The 1326-nt window shown below is 63.3% G+C and carries 2 protein-coding genes and 1 pseudogene; 1 reads left to right on the top strand and 2 read right to left on the bottom strand.

The genetic code is table 11. The features are described 5' to 3' along the window. The coding region (locus Q0341_RS06115; RefSeq protein ID WP_299511243.1) for an ATP-binding cassette domain-containing protein at window positions 1–257 on the top strand (257 nt) is incomplete at its 5' end. A 27-nt stretch (window positions 258–284) separates the two neighbouring features. Here Q0341_RS06115 and Q0341_RS06120 read toward each other — a convergent pair. Next, the gene (locus Q0341_RS06120) at window positions 285–878 is read right to left on the bottom strand and encodes a 3'-5' exonuclease (protein WP_299511245.1); all 594 of its coding nucleotides are present in this window, start codon (window positions 876–878) and stop codon (window positions 285–287) included. Window positions 879–920: 42 nt separating this feature from the next. Continuing rightward, window positions 921–1326: pseudogene (locus Q0341_RS06125) on the bottom strand (hypothetical protein); the annotation flags it as partial.

Raw genomic sequence — 1326 nt, forward strand, 5'->3', positions numbered from 1 at the left:
GCACGTTGTCGGGGGGCGAGCAACAGCGCGTGGCCCTGGCCCGAGCGTTGATCACCCAACCCCGCGGCTTGCTGTTGGACGAGCCTTTTTCGGCGCTGGACTCCGAGCTGCGGGTGAGCCTGCGCGAAGAATTTGCCCACCACATTGCCGAACACGGCATGCGTGCTGTGTTGGTGACCCACGACGAAGCCGAAGCCCAAGCGATGGCCAGCGCCGCTTGGCGTTTGCAAGCGGGTGTTTTGCGCCAGTTGTGGTGAGTGGATGAACCCTGCTTGTCGCAGGATTCAAAGCCCCAAAGCCTGCCACACCCGGATGGCCGCATAAGCGTCGTTGGCGGCGTAGACCAATTGCGACTCGCTCAAGCGGGGCTGGGCCCAATTGCTGGTGGCGGCTTTTTTGGACTTGGTGAAGCACTGCTTGAACAACACCGCCACCGCGCCTTTGACCCCCATGTCTTTGCGGTAGCCGCGCTGGTGAAAGATGGTGTTGAGCTCCAAAATGCCTTGTGGCTCGATGCCCAGTTTGTGAACGATGCGCTTGCGGTCGTCCCCCAAACCGAAGCCCGCTTTCACGATGCCGGGGCAGGCCAACAGCTGGGCGGCCACGGCGCAGCACTCGGCCTCGTGCAGCTGGAACACCCAGGCGCGCTCGGCGGTGGACAGTTGCAACACATGCGGCCCCTCCGAGGCTTCCCCCACTTTGAAGGTGGGTTTGGATTCGGTGTCAAAACCCCACGCAGTCGCTTGCATCAATTGCGCCTGGGCTTGGCGGGCTTGCTCACCCGTGCTCACCAAGGTGATGCGGTCCAGCCCCAAGCGCTCAAAAGTCGGGAGCAGGGCGATGGCTTCTTTGTCGGGGGTGTCTAAGCGCGTGTGCATGGGGTCAAGGGTGTGGTTGATTGGAGAACCCGACAAGGATACTCAAACCGGCGCATGCCCCAGGGCTTGCGAAAGAACGGCCTGGGCTTGGGCATCATCGTGGCCGCGCCAAGCCACGATTTGGTCGGGGCGGATCAAGGTCATGGGGGCTTCGTAAAGCGCCAACAGCTCGGCACTGTCGTGGCGCACCACTTGCAAATCCAGGCCCATGGCGCGGGCCGTGCTTTCAAAAGCTTGGGTGCTGGGGGAGAGCGTCCCCAACACCAACAAGGTCCATTCGAAGTTGAAGCTGTCAAACAGCGAACGGCCATCGGGCAGCCATGCGTGCGGTGGGCGGCCACCGGGGGTGGCACATGGCGCATAGGTGTTGGCCGCATCGGGCGGGGCGGTGGTGCCGTCGCGCACGATGATGGGGCTGTGGTCGTAGCGCCCGCCAAAGGTCACGCCG

The sequence above is a fragment of the uncultured Limnohabitans sp. genome (assembly GCF_937889215.1).
In the GTDB taxonomy this organism is placed as follows: Bacteria; Pseudomonadota; Gammaproteobacteria; order Burkholderiales; family Burkholderiaceae_C; genus Limnohabitans_A.